Here is a 22492-nt window from a genome sequence, read left to right on the forward strand (position 1 = left end):
CGCAATGTTAAACTAGCAGTAACGACAATCTTTAGGCTTTTTATAAAATAAAATCAACGGAGGCAGCCATGAGTTACGCAAAAGAAATGCTTGATGCCATTGAAGCTGGCCAGATGGAAACGGCGAAGCAGCTATTCACCCAAGTATTGGCCCACGATGACGACGAAACCCAATACAACCTTGCCGAAGAACTGTATGCGCTTGGGTTCAACGGTCAGGCTAAGCGGCTTTATCAAGGGCTCCTGGGGCGATATCCTGACCAAGGCGATCTGGCAACGGCTTTAGCTGATATTGCAGTTTCTGACGGAGATACAGACGCCGCCTTGAATTATCTTAGTCGCATTCAGCCAGGTGATCCTGCCTATGTTCAAAGTCTGGTGAGCGCTGCCGATGTTTATCAAACACTTGGTTTATATGAGGTTAGTGAGCAAAAACTGCTTGAGGCGAAGCGATTGGCGCCAGACGAGCCGGTGGTGACCTTCGCTTTAGGCGAATTCTATTTTGACTGGGGTCATTTTGCCGAGGCCATTAGTGCTTATAACGAGCTGCTAGCGGCCGGTACAACTGAACTTGCTGGGGTTAACATCGAAGCACGGTTGGCGGCCAGTTTAGCGCAAACAGGGCAGTATGAAGACGCAGTGGCTGCTTATGAAGATGTCGGTGTTGATGCACTGGATCTCAATGGCCGGTTCGAATTAGGCGGCTTGTATTTACAACTTGATGATCCGGCTAAAGCGATCACCAATCTTCAAGCCGTGATTGACAGTGATCCAAGTTACGCCAATGCGTATTTGCCACTTGCTCGTGCTTATGAGGCCCAGAATCAGCCTGACAAGGCCTTAGACACGGTTCAGGCCGGCGTCATGGTCGATGATACGAACCCAACGCTATATGCCTTAGGCGGCAAATTAGCGCTTAGTGAAGACAATGTCAAATTAGCCGAGACGTATTTACAAAAGGCTTTGGCGATTGATCCGGAAGATCATGGTAATATGCTCGCTTGGAGCAACTTTTTGGTGCAGGAAGAGCGTGATCAAGAAAATGTTGACTTTCTTGACCAAATCGATCGTAGTGGTGATGTTGACCCACAAATTTATTGGAATATGGCTAAAAGCTACGATCGGTTGGAGAATATTAAAAAAGCCCGTGAGAATTACCTTTTAGCGTTCAATCGCTTTCAGGATTCCCCGGACTTTCTCCACGATATCATTGATTTCTTCCAGTCGACTGGTGCTCGCGCCGAATTGAAAGCCGCTTTAGTGCGATATTTGAAACTGGTACCTACTGACGACGAGATGCAGGCCCGTTTGGATGAACTCAACGCCGAGACGGATTAATCGTTGTGAATCAATGACCAAATAGTAGTCGGCGGCGTTTTTTCTGGTAGGTGAAGCCTTCGCCCAAGGCCTCATGGACATCAAGGATGCTGATGAAGGCGTGCGGATCAATGGCCTCAATCAGCCGTTTTGTTTGGGCAATTTCAGTTGACGAAACGACAGCATAGACGACCTGCTTGCGATCGTGGGCGAACCCGCCTTCAGCATGTAAGAAAGTTGTCCCACGTTCCAATTCGTTCATAATGGCAGTGGCGATTTCTTGGCTTTTGTCAGAGACGATTAAAAGGCCCTTTGCCGCGTAAGCACCATCCAGCGTAAAGTTAACAATTTGTGAGAACACGTAGGCACCAAGCAGAGTGTACATCATGAGTTCGATGTTCAGATACGTCAACGAGATCGTTAGCACAGCGGCATCGAAAACCAACAAGGTTCGTCCCATTGGCACGCCGGTCTGTTGTTCAACTATCCGGGCAACAACATCCGTGCCGCCGGTGGTCCCGCCATGGCGGTAAATCAAGCCGCTGCCAAAACCACCAAACAGTCCAGCTAAAACCCCGGAGATAAAAAGATCATGATCGAGGTTGATGGTTAAAGGTACCCGTTGCCAGATCCACAGCCAAGCAGAAAGCATCAAGGTGCCAAAAACAGTGTAAGCTAGGGCGCGTTTGCCTAAAAATTTGTAACCAACGATGAGCAACGGAATATTCAGCAGAATTGTGCTGTATGCCGGATCGAGATGCCACCAATAGCGGATTAGCAGGGTAATCCCGGTGACGCCGCCTTCAGCCAAGTGATTCGCAATATTAATATAAACAAGCCCGAACCCATATAAAGCACAACCAAGAACAATCATTAAAAGATCCCAACAAGTACGCGTGGTGCGTGACATAGGCCGCCTCCCAAAAAAGAATTTAAGCTTATTCTAACAGAAATGTCATATTTCGGCTTAATTGTGGTAATGGTGGTTGCCGGTTTGGAAAAAGGAGTTTGAAATGCGACTAGATTTGACCCAGCCAGATTTTAAGGCAGCGATTCCGATTTTAAAAAAAATCGAAGCTGCTGGTTATGAAGCTTATTTTGTTGGCGGCAGTGTTCGTGATGCGATACTGGGGCTGCCGATTCACGATGTGGATATTGCCAGTTCGGCGTATCCGGCAGAAATTAAGCGAATTTTCAAGCGGACAGCCGATACCGGCATCGAGCATGGCACAGTGATGGTGCTTGATCACGGGACTGGCTATGAAGTGACAACTTTCCGAACCGAATCGCGCTATCAGGATTTTCGCCGGCCTGATCATGTGACTTTTGTGCGCTCCTTAGCAGAAGATTTAAAGCGTCGGGATTTCACTATCAACGCTTTAGCTGTTCGGCATGATGGCACGATCATTGATTTGTTTGACGGCCTAAAAGATTTGCAGCACCACCAGCTGCGGGCAGTGGGTAATCCTCATGAACGGTTTCATGAGGATGCTTTGCGGATGATGCGGGCAGTTCGATTCGAGAGCCAATTGGGGTTCGGCATTGAGCCAGCCACCAAAGCGGCAATCGCCGATAATGCCAAACTGTTAGTGCACATTTCTGTAGAACGAGTCGCCGCAGAATTTAATCGGTTGCTGACTGGGATTGATCGACGTGCTGGCTTGCAAGATTTTATTGAGACTCGCTTGTTTGCCTACGCCCCGAAAATGGCGGCTCATGAAACAGCCTTAACGCAATTTTCTCAGTTGCCTGATACGCAGCTGACCAGTTTGGCAAGCGGCTGGGCGGCATTGATTTTCCTTTTAAGAACACAGCCGCTGGTGATGCTAAAGGCCTGGAAGCAATCCAATGAGCTGATCACCTTGGTCACGCAAACTGTCAAGCTACTGCAGGTGATGCCGAATCCGACTGCTTGGGATCTTTACCAAGCTGGTGAAGCGGCCGTGACAACGGCTAGCGAGGTTCAAAAACTGCTGACGCCTGACTTTGATCAGCAGCAGCTAGCTGAGGCTTACGCGGCCTTACCGATTCATAGTAAAAAAGAATTAGCGCTGACCGGTGCAGATCTGATTAAAGCGGGGGTCCGTCCCGGGCCAGCGATGGGCAAAGCACTCAATCAAATCGAGCAGCGTGTCGTCGCTGGAGCTTTGCCAAATGAACTAAAAAAGTTGTTGCCGATCGCAACTGAAATGTCTCAAGATCGTTTGTGAGTGTGTTATGATGAGCATGTAAGCACATTCAACAACGTCAAACAGGACGATTGATCAGCTGGGCGGCTTTAAAATAGCATAGTTGGCCACCAGTGCGTTTCCAACCCGTTCTGCATGACAGTGAAGGGGGATTTCCAATGGCAGAACATGTTTTTGAGCAATTGATTTTTCATTTTCGTAACGGTGACGAATGGACTGTTGAGCATGATGAACTGGCGGACGTCTGGATCAGTCGAGTAACCACGAGTTACGGACGCATTCACGGCGGTCAGATTCAAGAGATTCATCCTTGCAAGAGCTTTAAGGTTGAGATTTTGCCTGAAGCTGACCACGTCAAGTCAAGCGATATCAACACCGGTTCGCTGGAGATGGGGATGTTTGGTCGCGCCACTAAGTATCAAGATATTGAAAAGATGGACTTGGTCTTTAACGCGGAAGACAAAAAGCGCGTTCAAATCTATTTCCCATTCAAGCAAAAGGATCCAAGCGGGCTTGATAACGAGTACCAGAGTAGCAAGCTTGCAGCAAACGGTCATCTTTATATTGTGATCGATGAAAAACATACCGTGGATGATGAATATCCGCGGATCTAATCGTGATCACGTACGGGTCGGCATTGATGTCGGCCTTTTCTTGTGCGCTGCTTCTTGCTAAGATGGACAACGATACGAGTGAAATGAGGGACAACATGCAGACGCTAACAGCACAAGGCCTGAGTAAGGCATATGGTGACAAACAATTATTCAATCAGATTGATTTTTTAATTAACGAAGGCGAGCGAATTGGCTTAATTGGGGTTAATGGCGCTGGGAAAACCACGCTTATTCGCGCATTAGCCGGACTTGATTCAGTTGATGCTGGTGAAATTAAAACACCCAAGCAATATCGCATCAGCTATCTGGCTCAGATTCCCGATCTTGATCCTGACTTGGCGATTATGGATGCCATTTATCATGGTGATTCACCGGTTTTTCAAGCGATTCGCCAATATGAACAGGCACTAGCCGAATATACCAAGGATCCTATGAATCCGGAAAAAACTGCCGCTTATACAAAAGCAGATGCCCGCATGACGCAAGAAGATGCCTGGTCTGCAGAAACCGATATCAAAACAATTTTGACGCAGCTGCACATTGATGATTTGAGCATGCGTGTTGGCGATCTTTCCGGTGGTCAGCAAAAGCGTGTCGGTCTGGCCCAAGTGCTGATCGAATCGCCGGACTTATTGCTGTTGGACGAGCCGACGAACCACTTGGATTTTGATTCAATCGCGTGGCTTGAGAAGTATCTCAGCAATTATCGCGGCGCTTTGGTCGTGGTAACGCATGATCGTTATTTTCTTGATCGCGTGACGAACCGGATTTTTGAATTGGACCGCGGCCGTTTATTCCAGTATCAAGGCAACTATCAGGCTTATGTCGCCAAAAAGGCTGAGCAATTGGAGGCCGAAAAGTCGGCTAATCACAAGCAGACCCAGCTTTACAAGCAGGAACTAGCTTGGATGCATGCTGGTGCCCAGGCACGTTCAACGAAACAACAAGCGCGGATTAATCGTTTCGAGACCTTGCAAGCTGCCAAAGATGCGGCACCGGAAGCAAACCAGCAGTTGGATCCCATTCAGATCGCCAGCGCCCGCTTAGGCAAAAAAGTCATCGAAATGCATCATGCCAGTTTGCAGTTTGACGATCAGCCGATTCTAAAAGACTTTAATTGGCTGGTTCAACCAGGCACTCGCATTGGGATTACCGGCAAAAACGGCGCTGGCAAGTCAACATTGCTGAATATTATTGCTGGCAAACAAAAATTGGACAGCGGTTCTATTGAATTAGGCGAGACCGTTCATTTGGGCTACTACACCCAGATGAGTGCCAATTTGGATCCGAACAAACGCATCATTACCTACTTGCAGGAGGTTGGCGAAGAAGTCGTGCAAGCAGATGGTCAACGCGTGTCAGTGACCCAAATGCTGGAACAGTTTCTTTTTCCGCGCAGTATGCATGGTACGCTGATTGGTCGCTTGTCAGGCGGCGAAAAACGCCGGCTTTATTTGTTACAGGTGCTCATGCGTCAACCTAATGTTTTGCTTTTGGACGAGCCGACCAATGATCTAGATATTGCCACCTTGACCGTACTCGAAGATTATCTGGATCAATTTCCAGGCACCGTCATCACCGTGTCACATGACCGTTACTTTTTGGACAAAGTGGCTGATCAATTACTGATCTTCAATGGCAACGCGCAGATTGACCGAGCGGTAGGCGAGTTCTCTGATTATCTGGCTCAGCAACAAACCAAGCAGCCAGCAGCCAAACCAAAAACACCAGCTGCTGACGCTGTACCAAAAAAAGCCGCGCCAAAGAAGAAAACAAAACTGACATATGCTGAGCAGATAGAGTATGATAAACTCCAAAATGAGCTTGACGAGTTGGACGATAAACTCGCTAAAGTCAAGGCAGCTATGGCCGAAGTCAACGGCGAAGATTATGTCAAACTAGGTGACTTACAAGCCCAAATTGACGAGATCAACCAAACAATTGATAAAAAATTCGACCGATTTGCCGAACTGGATCAGTATGTTTGAACACACGCCCACTGGAGGGAAGAAGACAATGTTAGAGCAGCCATATCTCGATCTTGCCCAAAAAGTATTAGATGAAGGCCACTTCAAGCCTGATCGCACGCATACAGGCACGTACAGTATTTTCGGTCACCAAATGCGGTTTGACCTTAGCGAAGGGTTCCCTTTACTAACAACCAAAAAGGTGCCCTATGGTCTCATTAAAAGCGAGTTACTTTGGTTCTTGCGTGGCGACACCAACATTCGTTTCCTATTGCAGCACAAAAATCACATCTGGGATGAATGGGCCTTTGAGAAGTGGGTTGCCAGCCCCGATTATCATGGTCCGGATATGACCGATTTTGGTCATCGCAGCCAAAAAGATCCTGAATTTGCCGCCAGTTATCGTGAACAGATGGCCAAGTTTGACGAACGTATTCTCACTGACGAGTCATTTGCAGCTAAATACGGTGATTTAGGATTGGTTTATGGCTCGCAATGGCGGGCGTGGCATACCAGTCGCGGTGACACCATTGACCAGCTGGGGGATGTGATTGAGCAGATTAAGACGCATCCATACTCGCGACGCTTGATCGTATCCGCTTGGAATCCAGAAGATGTGCCAACCATGGCGTTACCGCCTTGTCACACCCTCTTCCAGTTTTATGTCAATGATGGCAAACTTTCCTTGCAACTGTATCAGCGTTCTGCGGACATTTTCCTTGGCGTGCCGTTTAATATTGCCTCATATGCCTTGCTGACCCATCTTGTTGCCCATGAATGCGGGTTGCAAGTCGGGGACTTCATTCACACATTTGGCGATGCCCACTTGTATGTCAATCATCTGGATCAAATCAAAGAACAATTAACCCGGACACCGCGCCAGGCACCGACCTTGGTCTTGAATCCGGATAAACACGATATTTTTGATTTTGATATGCAAGATATTAAATTGTTGAATTATGATCCTTATCCGGCCATTAAAGCACCAGTTGCCGTTTAAGCGAAGCACGTGCTTGGGCTGCCTTGTCGGCGAGAAAGCTTATTATTGGCGATATCGAAGCTGTTTAAGTGACGGTTTTGACTGATTGCAGTACCATCAGACGTATCAAAAACGAGGGGGATTTTAAATGGTAGCATTTTTGTGGGCGCAGGATCGGGATGGTGTAATCGGTAAAGACGGCCATTTGCCATGGCATTTGCCAGACGATTTGCATTATTTCCGGACTCAGACTGAAGGAAAAATGATGGTGGTTGGGCGTCGCACGTACGAAAGTTTTCCAAAACGGCCATTACCAGATCGTACGAACGTGGTTTTGACGCACCAGGCTGATTACCAGGCACCAGGTGCGATTGTCTTGCATCAGGTTGCTGGAGTGCTTGATTATGCGAAGGAACATGCAGATCAGGCATTAGTCATCGCCGGTGGTGCTCAAATCTTTAGCGCCTTTAAAGACATGGTTGATACCTTGCTCGTGACCCGTCTAGCCGGCAGTTTTGCAGGTGACACTAAAATGATTCCACTAGATTGGGATGCGTTTACTAAAACCTCAAGCCGAACTGTCGAAGATCAAAACCCCGCTTTGACGCATACTTATGAAGTTTGGCAAAAGCAAAAATGATCTGACGCGGTTAGCAGCTAAAGAAATTTTTTAAGGAACTTAAATAGTTATGCGCATTTGTAGTTCGATTTTTTAACTAAAATTGACTCATGTGCAAAAAAAGATCGGCTTCTCCGTCTGACGGAGCGAGCCGATCTTTTTTATATAGTTAGCATTAAACGAAAAGGTAAATTGAAATGTACATGCACAGGCTGCCGAGAATGACAAACAGGTGCCAGATGACGTGGATGTATGGGATGCCTTTTTGCAGGTACAGCATAGCGCCACCTGTGTATGCTAACCCGCCAGCAACCAGTAACCAGAAGCCAATCGGTCCTAAGTGATGCCACAGTGGCACCATGCCGATTAAGCAAAGCCAGCCGAGAATGACGTAAATCATGGTTTCCAGATGCTTGAAGCGATTCAAGAAGAACAGCTTGTAGAGGATGCCGCCAAAGCAAAGCGCCCAGATGGCAATTAGCAAGCCGATCCCTAATGGTCCGCCAATCGCGACCAAACAGTAAGGTAGGTAGGAGCCAGCGATTAATATGAAAACGCCGGAGTGATCTAGGACCTGTAGGACATGGCGCGCCTTGCTAAAATAGAAACCGTGGAACGCCGTTGAAGCCGTATATAAGATGATGAGGGAAATCCCAAATCCTAAGTAACTGATTAACTCAAGCTGACTGCCACTATTGGCGCCCTTAATACCCAACGCAATCGTGCCAACCACTGCCAGCCCTAAGGCAAATGCATGGGTTATCGCACTAAACATTTCATTATTAAATTCATAATGCTTTGATTTTGCCACGCGCATCTTCTACCTCCTTGGTGCAACCGGTACAGATTTCTTTACGAGAATTGCCGGGCACGCTTCGATTCACTTACGATTTTAGCATGGTGCGTTTCACAATACAACCTAATCTAGTTATGATAACTAGATAATATGTACTGACAATATTTCTGGACTTTGCTATAATGAGTTCGATAAACGAACCTAACAGAAAGCGTGGCTCAGACATGGCAAATATCAAGATCGTCACGGATTCTTCCGTTCAACTGACTCCAGAAGAGATCAGCCAACATAACATTACGGTTGTACCGCTGACCATTATGATTGATAATACCGTTTATATTGATGGCGAAACCATCACACGGGATGATTTTATGGATGAAATGGCTGCGGCGCAAAATCTGCCCAAAACCTCGCAACCAGCTGTCGGTACGTTTGCCGATGTTTTCGACAAACTGACAGCAGACGGCAGCGAAGTTTTGGCAATTCATATGACTGAAACGATCAGCGGAACGGTGAATTCTTCGCGGCAAGCGGCTCAAATTGCGAAAGGCAAAGTGACGGTGATTGACTCGCAGTTCACGGACCGAGCGATGGCTTTTCAGGTCTTAGTTGCTGCTGAAATGGCCGAAGCCGGCAAAGATATGAAAACGATTCTTGATAAGCTTGAGCAAGTGCGGGACAACACGACACTGGTCCTTGGCGTAACGAATTTAGACAATTTAGTCAAAGGTGGCCGGCTTAGTCGTGTTTCAGGCTTAATTTCATCGTTTTTGAACATCAAGGTCATTCTGCAACTGCAAAATGGCGAACTGAAAGCCTTACGCAAAGGTCGGGGGATGAAGACGATTAATAATTTCATCGCCGAAACAATTGCTAAAATGGCCAAACTCAGCAACATCAAAAGTGTTGGTATTTCAACGGCCGGCGCTAAGGAATTAGGTGAAGACATTGGTCGGCGCATCGCAGAAGTGCTACCGAGTGTCCCGATTCTGGTGCGACCGACTGATCCAGTCATTGCAACCCATACAGGGCCAGGTGCGTTTGCAATTACGTACTACGTTGATTAATTTTTAATAAAATTTAACTGGCCGGCGGAAGCGCCGGCTTTTTTAAAGCACGAACACTTGTGGCTTGAAAACGCCGTATGCACGGTTTCAGGCATGATCAAGTCAACCGACAGCTGGTGATGCCTAAAACGGTTAGGCGGGCATCTGCGGCTACTTGTGCCCTGATTTTAGAGAGAAGCAAAGTCGGCACCATTTTTGAATCAAACTGGGCGCCCTTGTCGACTGTTTTTGGTCATTGTCAATGATCATTCAGACGAAGCGCCTTTGTTAATTTGTACAACCTCAAGTACAATAGCCTATTAACACCAGTCATTTGACCAGAAACACAGGAGGCACCATGGCCAAGTTAAAAAGTTTTCTTATTTCATTCGGCGTCATTTTGCTAGCCGGTATAGCGGCTTTTTTAAGCTGGCAAGTATTCGGCCCTGCCGCTGCGCCCAGTCAAGTCAAACTGACGGCTGATCAGCCGAAGCAACTCAAGCTGACGGCGGTTGGCGATTCGCTGACATACGGCGTTGGCGATGCCACGAATAACGGTGGTTTTGTTGGACTCACTCAGGCCGATTTGGAAGCTACCGGCCAATATCAAGTCACGACGAAAAACTATGGTGTTAGTGGTAACACCAGCACCCAGATTCTTAGTCGCATCAATAAACAGGCGAAGATTCGTACAGATTTGAAGCAAGCCAATATCATTACCGTGACGGCAGGCGGCAATGATCTGATGCATGTGTTGCAGCAACATTTTCTTAGCTTGTCTGAAAAAGAGATCACTGCTGGTAGCACGGCTTTTCAGAAACATCTAACGACCTTACTCACAACTATTCGTAAGGAGAACGCAACGGCACCGATTTATGTTTTTGGCATCTATAATCCGTTTTATGTTTATTTTCCAAAAATGACAGCGATGACTAATAGCGTGAGCGCGTGGAATCAGGCAACGCAAAAGACCTTGCAAGGCTTCCAACGTGTCTATTACATTGACATCGATAAGTTCCTATCAAATGGGGAAAATGTCGCCAACAAGGCTTCTGCAAAAGAGGCTTTGAAGGAAGCAACATCTGGAGATGGCAACCCGCTGATCTTTTCGCAAGATCATTTTCATCCTAATAATGCCGGTTATGCGCAAATGACTAAACAATTGATGACGAAACTAACAGCCACAAAGAAAGATTGGGAGTGATTAGGGTGACAGAAAAGAAACGGCAGCGCAAACAAAAATCGATCAGCTGGTCAATGATTAACTGGTGGAAATGGGCATTTTTAATCCTGATTGGCCTTATCTTGGGTAGCGGAATTTGGTTTACCAAAACCGTCTTAGCGCCGGTTTCACTGAACACAGCCACAGAGACTAAGACGATTTCAAACGACCCGGTTTTCACGGTTAAAGTCACCAAGAGTAGTGCCAACCGAATCATGGCACATTATTTAAAAACCTATCTGAAGGACAGCCCAATTAAATACGCCGTCACCCTTGGCAATAATGAGGCGGCGTTGAATGGTTCGTTCAAATTTCTTGGCAATAATGTCAAGTTCCAATTGACCTTTGATCCGTTGGTACTTAAAAATGGCGATGTTTTGCTAAAGTCAAAGAAATTGAACGTCGGTACATTGCCAGTCCCGATTAGTTTCGTAATGAGCTATATTGGGCATAGTTATAAAATCCCTAGCTGGGTCAGTCTTGATAGTAAGGCAGGAAACGTTGTGCTAAAATTGAGCCAATTTAAACTCCAAAATGGCATGACGCTTCGGGCAACTAAACTAGATCCGACGAACGATGACTTAGAGTTCGCAGTTTACCTCCCGGATAATCAGTGATCATTGGAAAGAAGCTGAATATTTTATGAAAAAAGAAACAGCTATTTTTGCTGGGGGATGTTTTTGGTGTATGGTTGAACCCTTTGAAGAGCAGCCGGGCATTTTGAATGTAGTGTCCGGCTACACTGACGGCCATGTCGCCAACCCCACCTATGAACAGGTTTCGTCTCACACCACTGGACATACTGAAGCTGTAGAAATCACCTTCGATGCCGACACCATTAGCTATCCGAAGTTGTTGGACATCTATTGGCAGCAAACCGATCCGACAGATGCTATGGGTCAGTTTCAGGATCGCGGCGATAATTATCGACCGGTGATTTTTGTGAAGGATGATGCCCAACGCGAAGCTGCAGAGGCTTCAAAAACGGCCTTAGCAGCTAGTGGGCGCTTCAGTGATCCGATTGTGACGCAAATCGAAGCTGCCAAGCCGTTTTATCCGGCTGAGCCTGAGCACCAACAGTTTTATGCTAAGAATCCCCGCCGTTATGCATTAGAACATGCACAACGGCAGGCTTTTATCGACAAAACATGGAAGGATCAATAATGCATCGGACTTTTTACGAATATCTCATGACCCTGCGTAACCCCAATGACCATAGTGAAATTGCTGAATTTGCGAAAAATGCCTTTTTGGATCAAAGCTTTCCTAAGCAAGAAAAGGATTACCATCGACTAAGCGATTATCTGGAACTAAACGGCAATTATTTGCCAAGCATGGCCGTTTTTGACGAAACGTATCGCGCCTATGAGGCGAGTGAAAGCACAGGAGGCGATTCGTATCAATAAACGTAGATTACCGTGGTGGGCCGTTTTGATAATTGTCATCGTCGCACTTGGCGGTGGTGTCGCAGGCGGTTACGCGCTCTCTTATCAGCAAGCGCAACAAAATGTTTTGAAAACAAGTGTCCCCAAGGAACTAGCACCCGTTATTGCTGCTTATGAGACGGTTACCAATAACTACTATAAAAGCGTCAATACGACCAAATTAACCGATGGCGCGATTAAAGGTATGCTGGCAACGTTAGATGATCCATATTCCGTTTACTTGCAGAATAACGATAAAACCAATCTTGATGACACGATTTCGGCTTCATTTGGCGGTATCGGTGCCACCGTCCAGCAAAATCATGACAGTCTTTCCATCGCTAGCATTTTACCTGATACGCCCGCCAAAAAAGCAGGCATGCAAGTCGGCGATGTGCTGCTCAAGGTCAACGGTAAAGATGTCTCCAAACAAACCGTTAGCAAGGCAGTTGCCAAAATTCGCGGTAAAATCGGTACCACAGTGTCCGTCACCGTTAAGCGCGGCAGCAAACAAGCAACTTTCTCGATGAAACGGCAGAAAATCACGGTTGACACTGTCACTGGCCAACTTGCTTCGGCCAACAAACAGGTCGGCGTCATTACTATTTCGACTTTTAGCGAACCAACCGTCAAACAATTCAAGGCCACTGTTAAGAAATTACGCAAAGAAGGGGCCAAATCCTTTGTCCTCGACTTACGGCAAAATCCAGGCGGCATGATGAGTGCGGCTTTGTCCATCAGCTCCATGTTCTCCAAAAACGGCCAAACCGTTCTGCAAGTCGAAGACCGCAACGGTGCCAAGGAAGTCTATAAGGCTGGCAAGAAACTCGATGACGGCTTTAAAGTCACTGAAAAAACGGCGGTCTTAATTGATGGTAATTCGGCCTCAGCCAGTGAAATCACCGCTGCAGCACTTCACCAAAACAGCAACATTCCGCTTGTCGGTGAAAAGAGTTTCGGCAAAGGCACCGTCCAAAATGTCGGCGAAATGGGCAGCAACAAAGAACTCAAGCTGACCATCGCTAAATGGTTAACGCCAAACGGCACTTGGATCAATCACAAAGGCCTGACACCTGATATCAAGGTCGACTACCCAGCCGCGGCGAAGATCACCTTGATCAACGCCACTCAGCTCAAACCAGGCGATAAAGGCAGCGATGTGAAGTCCTTGCAACAAATGCTCACGGCACTTAAAGTCGGCTCCGTCACTGTCAATAGTCAATACGACGATGCCACCCAAGCAGCTGTCAAAACGTTCCAGCAAGCAAATAAGCTTGACGCAACAGGAACGGCTGATCAGGATACGTTGGCAACGCTCGCGCAGAAGTTGAGTGCACAGTTGACAAAGGATGATCCGATGATGAAGGCGGCTGTGGATGCAGTAGCCAAGTGAAAATCAAATAGGTTATGATATGCGCGTATATGCCTTTTAGGAGGTGTGTACGCGTTTTTTTCGCACGTTCAATGATCCGCATTTTCGTGTTGTCATGGTTGACTGGGAAAATTATGCCAGTGCGCTTACCGCAAAGTTTCGCCAATTATATAGTCGAACGCGGGATTCAAAGGCCTTATTTGAAGTTTATTCAGCGATGAAGGATGATCCCGTTTTTAAGCAAACGTGGGATCAGCTAAAGGTCGAAGAGTTAGGTGAAGAACGATTGCTGCTCAGCGTCCCTAACGCCGGAGAGCTCTATTTCGTTGAGACTTTTCTTAAGTTTTTGGGGAATGGTGATTTTATCGGCGTGCAACTGCCTGGGGATGAAGGAACTCGCAAGAGGCTTGGTGAGATGGTTAGCGACTAAAAAGTGCATGACTGAGCGGCCCGACACATTTTTCGGCTATCATAGTTTAAAAACAGGCAGTTGTTACTTTTCACATAAATACAGTATGCTAGTCGTTAGGAAATAGTTCATACTGAGATTTTAATTGTCTTAGTCCTAAAGGAGTTACACAAATGGCACAAATTCAATGGTTTCCCGGTCACATGGCCAAAGCCCGGAAACAAGTTCAAGAAAAGATTAAACAAGTCGACCTCGTGCTTGAAGTTGTCGATGCGCGGACACCGGAATCGTCGCGCAATCCGATGTTGGATGAGCTGGTGGCTGACAAGCCGCGCATTATGGTGCTGAATAAGCAGGATTTGGCTGATCCGGCGTTGACGGCGGCGTGGGTCCAATATTATCAGGATCAAGGGTTTGCGGCGATTGCGATTGATGCCCAGCATGCCAAGCGGTTGCAGCAAATTCCGCAATTGGCGACGAAGTTGTTGGCGGAAAAGATTGCTCGGAAAAAGGCGCGCGGCATTCGTAATCCGATGATTAAGGCGATGTGTATTGGCATCCCCAATGTCGGCAAGTCGACGGTGTTAAATCGTCTGGTTCGGCGTAACATCGCGGTGACCGGCAACAAACCAGGCGTGACGAAGAATCAACAGTGGTTGAAGGCCAGTGATAACTTTCAATTGCTTGATACCCCTGGGATTCTTTGGCCGAAGTTTGCCTCACAAACAATTGGGATGCGGTTAGCCTTTACAGGTGCAATTGCCGATGCAGTTTTCCAAGAAGACATGGTTGGCTTGTATGGGCTGACTTACTTTATGGCGCATTATCCAGCTGCTTTGAAAAAGGCATACCATGTCACCGATGATGATTTAAATGAAGCGCCCCATGACCTGCTGGTTAAGTTGACGAAATCACAAGGTTTCGCTGAGGCTTACGATCGGATGGCTGAGCGCTTGATTTTTGATGCACGACAAGGAAAATTGGGACGCTTTACCCTCGAGAAGCCTGGTGAGACAGATGCCGACGCTGAGTGAGTACAAAGCATTGCTGGCTGCTGACGAAGTTGCACCGGCTATTTTGGCGGCACTTAAAGAAGACAGTCGCATCGGTGCTGGCAAATTACTGGCAGCGTATCAACGGCGACAGGCCCATCAAGCAGCCGAAGAGGTGGCTTTACGTTATCGTAGCAGGTATGAGCGTCAGTTATGGGGAACCTATGAGTATGTCGCTGGGTTAGACGAAGTAGGGCGGGGACCACTTGCTGGCCCTGTCGTGACGGCTGCGGTGATTTTGCCGCACCATTTTCAGTGGCCGGTGAATGACTCGAAACAGCTGACCGCACATGAACGCAATGTGCTTTACCCGCATATTTTAACTGAAGCGATTGTAGTTGGCATTGGCGTGGCTGATAATCGGACGATTGACCGTGAAAATATTTACCATGCGACTGAATTGGCGATGGCTCAAGCCGTTGACCATTTGCGAGTCGCTCCGGAATGTTTGTTGGTGGACGCAATGCACGTGCCAGTCGACTTACCGCAAAAACGCTTAATTAAGGGCGATGCCAACAGCATCAGCATCGCTGCGGCCAGTATTGTTGCTAAAGTGATTCGTGATCGTCTTATGATGATGTACGATAAAATTTATCCTGGTTATGATTTTAAGGACAACATGGGATACGGGACAAAGGCACATCTTGCCGGATTGGCGGCGCACGGCGTTACCCCAATTCATCGCCGCAGTTTTGGGCCTGTCCGTGATCGACTGCGCTCTTAGTGCTTCGTTGAGTGTGTCGATGTCGTGTTTGCGTAGTTTATTTGCGGGAGGACGACCAACAATGACACTGCGCAATTTTTTACTAGCATGGCATATTGCCACACGCCAGAATCCACGGATGGCAGTTGCTTTAGAACAAGCTATCCGAGGAAAAGACGATCTCGCACCGTTTCATGCAGAACTCAAGAAACGTTTGACTGACCAGTATAGTCAACAATTAATTGCTGCCAAACATGTGCCGTTTATGACGTATGTTGATGCTGCTTATCCACCACGATTGCGGGAAATTCCGCAGCCGCCGTTGGTGCTTTTTTATCGTGGGCAGTTAGGTCTGTTGAATCAATTAACGTTAGGGATTGTTGGTTCGCGGCGTGCAACCGGCTATTCAGCAACGGCGCTGGCGCAGTTATTGCCGCAACTACCGTCAATGGTGATTGCAAGTGGACTAGCAGCAGGAGCTGATGCGATGGCGCATGAGGCAGCCCTCAGTGCCCGACTGCCAACGATTGCAGTGATTGCCAACGGCCTTGATCAGGTGTATCCTGCCAAGAACCGCGATTTGCAGGTGCAGATTGCGCATGTTGGGCTTGTTTTAAGTGAGTATCCACCAGCAACCGGCCCGCAGCGGTTTCAATTTGTCGCTCGCAATCGGATTATTGCCGGTATTGCCCATGGTGTGATGGTAACTGAGGCGGAGATGAAAAGCGGCAGTCTCATCACGGCTAACTATGCTTTGCAACATAATCGCGAAGTTTTTGCGTTGCCTAATCGAATTGATGCGCCTTTGGGAGCAGGTACAAATGCGCTGATTCAGGCAGGAGCGGCGTTGGTGACTGGTCCAGAGACGTTGGTAGAAAACTTGAATTTTTACCCTTGAGGTGCACATTTTTGCTTATTTTATAGTAGAAAAAATTTCTTTTGATTTGACAAGAGCAAAATGACTAGCTTATGATAGCAACTGTTTTGAGTCAGCAGGTGGCATTGACCATTAGACTGGCACCAGTTGCGATTGCTTTGATGGTCGCGCCGGTGGCAGATGATCTATTGCCGCCTTAGGACGCATCAATTACTGACGACGAATCGTCAGCATCGCACAAATTAATCAGGGCTTGCCTACTAGGCAATGCCACCGGAAGGAGCGCGTTCATGGCCGACAAGAAGTTAGTCATTGTTGAATCGCCAGCCAAAGCCAAGACTATTGAAAAGTATCTTGGCCGAACCTATAAAGTTGTTGCAAGTTTGGGGCACATTCGCGATCTACCTAAGAGTCAGATGGGGGTCGATGTCGATAACGACTACGAGCCAAAGTACATTTCGATTCGCGGCAAAGGCGATGTGATTAAATCCCTTAAAAAAGATGCTAAAAAAGCTAGCAAGATTTATCTCGCAGCCGATCCGGATCGTGAAGGAGAAGCCATTGCATGGCATGTCAGTCACATTTTAGGTTTGGATCCAAAAGCCAAAAATCGCGTCGTTTTTAACGAAATTACGAAAGATGCCGTTAAAAATGCGTTCAAAACCCCTCGTGGCATTGATATGGATCTTGTAGATGCCCAGCAGGCACGGCGGATTTTGGATCGACTGGTAGGCTATTCCATCAGTCCTTTATTATGGAAGAAAGTTAAAAAGGGCCTGAGTGCTGGCCGCGTTCAAAGTGTTGCGCTAAAGCTGATTATTGATCGCGAAAATGAAATCAAAAACTTCACGCCAGAAGAATACTGGTCATTAGACGCTGAGTTCCAAAAGGGCCGTAGTAAAAAGTTCAGTGCTAGTTTCTATGGCCTGAAGAATAAAAAGCAGGCTTTAAAGAACAACGAGGCCGTTCAAAAGATTTTGGGTCAAGTGGACAAAACTAAGCCGTTTGCTGTGACGAATGTTGTTAAAAAAGAACGCAAACGCTTCCCATCCCCGCCATTCACAACCAGTACCTTGCAGCAGGAAGCTAACCGTAAGTTGGGATTCCGCACCCGAAAGACCATGATGTTGGCCCAGCAACTGTATGAAGGAATTAACTTAGGTGGTAAGTTAGGCACCGTTGGGCTGATCACGTACATGCGGACCGACTCGACTCGCGTGTCAAATGTTGCCAAAACTGAAACCAGCCATTACCTGCATGAGAAATACGGCGAAGCTTATGCTGCTGTCAAAATTCGCCAAGGTAAACTGCAGGAAGGGGCACAAGATGCCCACGAAGCCATTCGGCCAACCAGCACATTACGGACACCGGATAGTTTGACGGCAGTTCTGGACAAAGATCAGATGAAACTTTATCGGCTGATCTGGAGTCGGTTTGTTGCCAGTGAAATGACCCCGGCGATTATTGACACTGTGGCCGTGACGTTAGACCAAAACGGTGTGACTTTCCGCGCCAACGGTAGTCAGACTAAGTTTGAAGGGTTTACCAAGTTGTATGTCTCATCACGTGACAGCGATCAAAAGGACAATATTTTGCCACCGCTTGCAGTTGGTGATGATGTCAAAATGTTGAAGACCGATCCGGCTCAACACTTTACACAGCCACCAGCCCGTTACTCGGAAGCAAACCTTGTCAAAGCGCTTGAAGAAAATGGCGTTGGTCGTCCGTCAACTTATGCGCCAACTATCGAAACCATTCAGAAACGTTACTACGTGAAACTGAATGCTCGCCGGTTTGAACCGACTGAATTAGGTGAGATCGTCAACAGCTTGATCGTTGAATTCTTCCCGGACATCGTGAATATCAAATTTACGGCGAACGTCGAATCTGAACTTGATGGGATTGAAACCGGCGAGGCTGATTGGGTTAAGGTGATTGATCAGTTCTATAAGCCATTTGAAAAAGAAGTGGCTCACGCCGAAACTGGGATCGCGAAGATTCAAATCAAAGACGAACCAGCCGGCTTCAACTGTGACATCTGCGGTGCGCCGATGGTTATCAAAATGGGTCGTTATGGTAAGTTTTACGCCTGTTCCCGATTCCCGGATTGCCGCAACACCAAGGCCATTGTCAAAGAGATCGGGGTTGTCTGCCCGAAATGTCATATCGGTCAAGTTGTTGAACGTAAGAGCAAGCGTAACCGCGTCTTCTATGGTTGCTCGCGTTATCCAGACTGCGACTTTGTCTCATGGGACAAACCAGTCGGCCGCGATTGCCCGGTCTGCGGACATTTCTTAGTTGAGAAAAAGAGCAAAGCTGGCACCCAAGTTGTCTGCCCAAATAACGATTATAAAGAAGCCTTACAAAAAGCATAATTTGAGAAAGCAGTGAGTATGTTATCTTTGTACTCACTGTTTTTTTCGGGTAAACTTGGGCAGAGTGTGAACAGGCGCGCTTAGAAACCGGAGCCTAAATGGCTGGGCTTTGGCCATTTAGGCTTGAGGTCCTTATGTGCAGGTTTCTGCGCCTGTTTGCGCGTTTCGGAACCGGAGCATCACCAGCCTTGAAGTCTAAATGGCTGAACTTTGGCCATTTAGACTTCAAGGTCCTTACACGGAGGTTTCTGCGCCTGATCGCGCCTTTAGAAAACTTGCTCAAAGATTCAGTCTGCCCACAATAGCAAGCTGAGTCGCTACCGCATCAGCAAGCCACAAAAATACACGTGCCGCAAAACTCACATTTTCTCTGAACGAACTAATTGCGCCACGCCACCACAAGGAGGAATCACTCATGCCAACAGTTAATGTCATTGGTGCCGGACTAGCCGGATCAGAAGCAGCCTGGCAAATCGCTCAGGCCGGTGTAGATGTCAACTTATACGAGATGCGTCCCGTTAAAATGACACCTGCTCATCACACGAGCAATTTTGCTGAGCTTGTCTGCACGAATTCACTGCGCGCCAACCAGATCACCAATGCGGTGGGTCTATTAAAGGAAGAAATGCGTCAGTTACATTCAATCATTATTCAAAGTGCTGACGCCACCGCAGTCCCTGCTGGCGGTGCCTTGGCGGTGGATCGCGAACCATTTAGCGAGCTAGTGACCCAAAAGTTGACGAGCAATTCGCATATTCATGTGGTGAATGAGGAATTGTCAGCATTTCCTGATGGGATCACAGTGGTGGCTACCGGTCCGCTAACAGCGCCCGGGTTAGCACAGGCAATTGTTGATCTGAACGGCGAGGCCGGTTTGTCGTTCTTTGACGCAGCCGCACCGATTCTTGATGCGAATACGATCAACGAGGACATTGTTTATAAAAAGTCGCGCTATGATCGTGGCGAAGCCGCCTATTTGAATTGTCCGATGACGAAGGATGAATTCTTGACGTTCTATCAAGCGCTCGTTTCGGCCGAAGTTGCTGAAGGCCATGATTTTGAAAAGATGACGGTTTTTGAAGGCTGCATGCCGATTGAAGTCATGGCCAAACGCGGTATTAAAACTATGTTGTTTGGCCCGCTAAAGCCAGTTGGCCTTGAAGATCCACGGACAGGTAAGGAACCTTACGCGGTTGTCCAGTTGCGTCAAGATAACGCTGCAGCGAGTTTATATAACATGGTCGGATTCCAAACTCATCTTAAATGGGGCGAGCAAAAACGGGTTTTCCGACTAATCCCTGGACTTGAAAACGTGCAAATCGTCCGGTATGGCGTCATGCATCGCAACACTTTCATGAAATCCCCAGTGGTTTTGGAACCAACATATGCATCCAAACGCCGGCCTGATCTGTTCTTTGCAGGCCAGATGACTGGGGTGGAAGGTTATGTTGAAAGCGCCGCCAGCGGTCTGATTGCGGGTACCAATGCGGCCCGTATGGCGCTTGGAGAAACCCCGCTGATTTTTCCCGAAACTACAGCGATGGGGTCAATGGCGGATTACATTACTCACACATCCGCCCATCACTTCCAGCCGATGAATGCGAACTTTGGCATCATGCCAGCGTTAACAGTCAAAGTACGCAATAAAAAAGAACGCAATCAGCAGTTAGCTGATCGTGCATTAAAAGATTTAGCTACTTTCCAAGCAGGTATGAATCGGGTTGAACAAGTTTAAGGACGCAAAAAATCTCGGGTTACCGGGATTTTTTCATTGGTATTTCGGCGGCTTGATGGTGTTGATGCACTGAAAGCGTCAACAATGGCTGCATTTTATGTTAATGTATTATCGGAGGGATTCAATGAAGCCAATTGCAGCGTTTCAGGAGTATCTTGAAGTTGAACGGCAGTATTCACCGGAAACAGTGACGGCTTATTTGAGTGATCTTCGAGAATTTCAGGCGTTTCTCAAGGCCAACGGCGGGTTTACTGACTTTCGGCATGTGGATGATTTAGACGTTCAAACTTATTTGACTGATCTTAACAAACAGGATTTGGCACGGACATCGATTGCCCGAAAAATCAGTAGTTTGAGAAGCTTTTACCGTTATTTGACACGAATTGATGTCGTCAAACGCAACCCATTTGAGCTGGTTGAATTAAAAAAGCAGCATCATCATTTACCACAATTTTTCTATGAAGCCGAGATTCAGGAACTGTTCAAGACAGTTGCTGGCAAAACCCCGCTGGATCAACGTAATCGCGCTTTGTTGGAAGTTTTGTATGGCACCGGTATTCGAGTTTCCGAGTGTGCCAAACTGACATTGAATCAGGTCGATTTCAATACGGCATTACTGTTGATTCATGGTAAAGGCAACAAAGATAGGTATGTGCCCTTTGGACAGTACGCTCAGCAAGCACTACGAACTTATTTAAAAGATGGCCGACAAGTCTTGATGGCTAAAAGTCAGGCACAGCATCGATATGTATTTGTGAACCAGTATGGGCGTCCGATTACCTCGCGTGGCATTGAATATATTTTGGATCAGCTCATCAAGCAGACGACGCTGACAGCTAACATTCATCCCCACATGCTGCGGCATAGTTTTGCAACCCATATGCTGGATCATGGTGCTGACCTGCGAACTGTTCAAGAGCTACTGGGTCATGCAAGTTTATCAACCACACAAATCTACACGCATGTCACCATGGCACATTTAAAAAATGAGTATATGAAATATTATCCGAAGCATAATTAAGACTAAAGCATGATGCAAAAGCAGTCTGAGTTTTTTAAGCTAAGAACATTGGCGATAACAGATTAATCGCTACTTTAGCTGTTTTTATCCGACGAGATACGCAGATAACGCGCTCGCAGTCGCAGAAACCTGCACATAATGACCTGGAAGCCTAAATAGCCAAAATTCAGCCATTTAGGCTTGCAGCCCACTTATGCTCCGGTTTCTAAGCGCTTCTGCTTGCGCTCACTTAAAAAGGAGCATGACTATGACAACAATTGCAGCAGTAAGAAAAGATGGTGTGACCGCTTTGGCCGGTGACGGTCAGGTAACCCTTGGCGAAAAGGTCATCATGAAAGGCAACGCGCAGAAAGTTCGCCGGATCTATCATGATCAAGTCGTCATCGGATTTGCCGGCGGGGTAGCAGATGCTTTCACCCTGCAAGACTGGTTTGAAAAGAAGCTGGAGCATTATGCGGGCAACTTGCGACGTTCCGCAGTTGCGCTGGCTCAAGATTGGCGCAAGGATCCGACCTTGCAGAAACTTGAGGCCATGATGATCGTGATGGATGAGCATGACCTGTTACTTGTATCCGGGTCTGGCGAAGTGATAGATCCAGATGAAGACGTGGTAGCGATCGGCTCTGGCGGCAACTTTGCGCAAGCCGCGGCAATCGCGATGCTGCGGCATGCCCCGGATATGACACCAGCTGACATTGCCAAAGAAGCGGTGAATATCGCAGGAAATATCGATATTTTCACAAACCACAATGTTATTGTCGAAAGCTTTTAGTTTG

Annotated in this window: 21 protein-coding genes and 1 pseudogene; 20 read left to right on the forward strand and 2 right to left on the reverse strand. The window is 47.2% G+C overall.

The annotated features are described in order from the left end of the window. Positions 1-68 precede the first annotated feature (68 nt). Positions 69-1337 (forward strand): tetratricopeptide repeat protein, encoded by a 1269-nt coding sequence (locus LBPC_RS06815; RefSeq protein WP_003660954.1) that lies wholly within the window; start codon positions 69-71, stop codon positions 1335-1337. Between the two features lie 10 nt (positions 1338-1347). On the opposite strand, the gene LBPC_RS06820 is transcribed toward LBPC_RS06815, so the two are convergent. Further along, positions 1348-2226 (reverse strand): YitT family protein, encoded by an 879-nt coding sequence (locus LBPC_RS06820; RefSeq protein WP_003570286.1) that lies wholly within the window; start codon positions 2224-2226, stop codon positions 1348-1350. 103 nt (positions 2227-2329) lie between these two features. Here LBPC_RS06820 and LBPC_RS06825 point away from each other — a divergent pair, with 103 nt between their 5' ends. The 5 genes from LBPC_RS06825 to LBPC_RS06845 all read left to right on the forward strand — a co-directional run bounded on the left by LBPC_RS06825 (position 2330) and on the right by LBPC_RS06845 (position 7705). Further along, positions 2330-3526, forward strand: a complete 1197-nt coding sequence (locus LBPC_RS06825; RefSeq protein ID WP_003570288.1) for a CCA tRNA nucleotidyltransferase — start codon at positions 2330-2332, stop codon at positions 3524-3526. 137 nt (positions 3527-3663) lie between these two features. Next, a complete protein-coding gene (locus LBPC_RS06830) occupies positions 3664-4119 on the forward strand; it encodes a hypothetical protein (protein WP_003565371.1) in 456 nt (151 codons plus the stop codon). A gap of 95 nt (positions 4120-4214) precedes the next feature. Further along, positions 4215-6107, forward strand: a complete 1893-nt coding sequence (locus LBPC_RS06835) for an ABC-F family ATP-binding cassette domain-containing protein (RefSeq protein WP_032780931.1) — start codon at positions 4215-4217, stop codon at positions 6105-6107. Positions 6108-6135: 28 nt separating this feature from the next. Beyond that, on the forward strand, positions 6136-7086 hold the full coding sequence (locus LBPC_RS06840) for a thymidylate synthase (protein ID WP_016365569.1): 951 nt from the start codon (positions 6136-6138) through the stop codon (positions 7084-7086). 127 nt (positions 7087-7213) lie between these two features. After that, positions 7214-7705, forward strand: coding sequence for a dihydrofolate reductase (locus LBPC_RS06845; RefSeq protein WP_003660945.1), 492 nt, complete (start codon positions 7214-7216; stop codon positions 7703-7705). 154 nt (positions 7706-7859) lie between these two features. Here the strand turns inward: LBPC_RS06845 and trhA are convergent, their stop codons facing one another. After that, positions 7860-8501, reverse strand: a complete 642-nt coding sequence (gene trhA, locus LBPC_RS06850) for a PAQR family membrane homeostasis protein TrhA (protein WP_003575035.1) — start codon at positions 8499-8501, stop codon at positions 7860-7862. A 203-nt stretch (positions 8502-8704) separates the two neighbouring features. On the opposite strand from trhA, the gene LBPC_RS06855 reads away from it, so the two are divergent. From LBPC_RS06855 to hslV, 14 genes and pseudogenes are all read left to right on the forward strand, one after another. After that, positions 8705-9547 carry a DegV family protein gene (locus LBPC_RS06855; RefSeq protein ID WP_003565381.1) on the forward strand — a complete coding sequence of 281 codons (843 nt, stop codon included), beginning with the start codon at positions 8705-8707 and terminating at the stop codon, positions 9545-9547. A 337-nt stretch (positions 9548-9884) separates the two neighbouring features. After that, complete coding sequence (locus tag LBPC_RS06860; RefSeq protein ID WP_003660943.1) at positions 9885-10730, forward strand: SGNH/GDSL hydrolase family protein; 846 nt, start codon at positions 9885-9887, stop codon at positions 10728-10730. 5 nt (positions 10731-10735) lie between these two features. Continuing rightward, a complete protein-coding gene (locus LBPC_RS06865) occupies positions 10736-11365 on the forward strand; it encodes a YpmS family protein (RefSeq protein WP_003570299.1) in 630 nt (209 codons plus the stop codon). 25 nt (positions 11366-11390) lie between these two features. Continuing rightward, complete coding sequence (msrA, locus tag LBPC_RS06870) at positions 11391-11912, forward strand: peptide-methionine (S)-S-oxide reductase MsrA (protein WP_003660940.1); 522 nt, start codon at positions 11391-11393, stop codon at positions 11910-11912. Then, complete coding sequence (locus LBPC_RS06875) at positions 11912-12154, forward strand: YozE family protein (protein WP_003565389.1); 243 nt, start codon at positions 11912-11914, stop codon at positions 12152-12154. Before msrA ends, LBPC_RS06875 begins: the two co-directional genes overlap by 1 nt. Further along, entirely contained in the window at positions 12123-13565 is a 1443-nt protein-coding gene (locus LBPC_RS06880; RefSeq protein WP_050568401.1) for a S41 family peptidase, read from the forward strand. The genes LBPC_RS06875 and LBPC_RS06880 overlap by 32 nt, the downstream gene beginning before the upstream one ends. A 58-nt stretch (positions 13566-13623) precedes the next feature. Next, positions 13624-13974, forward strand: a pseudogene (locus LBPC_RS06885) (MmyB family transcriptional regulator); the annotation flags it as partial. A gap of 152 nt (positions 13975-14126) precedes the next feature. Then, on the forward strand, positions 14127-14987 hold the full coding sequence (gene ylqF, locus LBPC_RS06890; protein WP_003660935.1) for a ribosome biogenesis GTPase YlqF: 861 nt from the start codon (positions 14127-14129) through the stop codon (positions 14985-14987). Next, positions 14971-15729 carry a ribonuclease HII gene (locus LBPC_RS06895; RefSeq protein WP_003660934.1) on the forward strand — a complete coding sequence of 253 codons (759 nt, stop codon included), beginning with the start codon at positions 14971-14973 and terminating at the stop codon, positions 15727-15729. Before ylqF ends, LBPC_RS06895 begins: the two co-directional genes overlap by 17 nt. A 61-nt stretch (positions 15730-15790) precedes the next feature. Further along, a complete protein-coding gene (gene dprA / locus LBPC_RS06900; protein ID WP_003660933.1) occupies positions 15791-16606 on the forward strand; it encodes a DNA-processing protein DprA in 816 nt (271 codons plus the stop codon). A 269-nt stretch (positions 16607-16875) separates the two neighbouring features. Further along, complete coding sequence (gene topA / locus LBPC_RS06905) at positions 16876-18960, forward strand: type I DNA topoisomerase (protein WP_003565415.1); 2085 nt, start codon at positions 16876-16878, stop codon at positions 18958-18960. A gap of 415 nt (positions 18961-19375) precedes the next feature. Then, positions 19376-20695, forward strand: coding sequence for a methylenetetrahydrofolate--tRNA-(uracil(54)-C(5))-methyltransferase (FADH(2)-oxidizing) TrmFO (gene trmFO / locus LBPC_RS06910; RefSeq protein ID WP_003660931.1), 1320 nt, complete (start codon positions 19376-19378; stop codon positions 20693-20695). Positions 20696-20819: 124 nt separating this feature from the next. Further along, positions 20820-21716, forward strand: a complete 897-nt coding sequence (xerC, locus tag LBPC_RS06915) for a tyrosine recombinase XerC (protein ID WP_003660930.1) — start codon at positions 20820-20822, stop codon at positions 21714-21716. 247 nt (positions 21717-21963) lie between these two features. Then, a complete protein-coding gene (gene hslV / locus LBPC_RS06920) occupies positions 21964-22488 on the forward strand; it encodes an ATP-dependent protease subunit HslV (protein WP_003565422.1) in 525 nt (174 codons plus the stop codon). Positions 22489-22492 lie beyond the last annotated feature (4 nt).

The organism is Lacticaseibacillus paracasei subsp. paracasei, from assembly GCF_000829035.1.
In the GTDB taxonomy this organism is placed as follows: domain Bacteria; phylum Bacillota; class Bacilli; order Lactobacillales; family Lactobacillaceae; genus Lacticaseibacillus; species Lacticaseibacillus paracasei.